Consider the following 410-nt stretch of genomic DNA (forward strand, 5'->3'; position numbering starts at 1 on the left):
TTACGGCGATCCTCATAATCTTTTCGAGCAATGGCTGCGAGCATATCCAGCATCATCGAGTTAATGGCCTGCAATACGCTACTCATAAATTCAGTGCTGCTTTCAGATTGAAGGGCCATATAGGAGGTGGGCAGCTCTTTTGATACGATAGATAGCTTTTTTTCTGATAGCATTCTTTTGAGAGTATCCCAATCAGCTTGGTTCAAACGCGCCAAGCGATCAATCTGTTCAACTAAGATAATATCGCCCTTATGTGCATCTTCAATCAGCTGCATAAGCTTGGGTCGTACCAAGGTAGCTCCTGATTCGTTTTCGACATAGAAGGCAGCAATTTTGTGGCCATGATCGTTGGCAAATGCTATGAGTTCGCTTTTGGCACGCTTAGCGTCTTGTTCTTTGGTAGACGCTCG

The 410-nt window shown here is 44.6% G+C and carries 1 protein-coding gene; it reads right to left on the reverse strand.

The features are described 5' to 3' along the window. A partial coding sequence (locus tag Q0890_RS13645; protein WP_299222072.1) for a recombinase family protein occupies nucleotides 1-410 on the reverse strand: 410 nt, incomplete at both ends.

It is taken from the genome of uncultured Psychrobacter sp., assembly GCF_947488565.1.
Classification (GTDB): Bacteria; Pseudomonadota; Gammaproteobacteria; order Pseudomonadales; family Moraxellaceae; genus Psychrobacter; species Psychrobacter saeujeotis.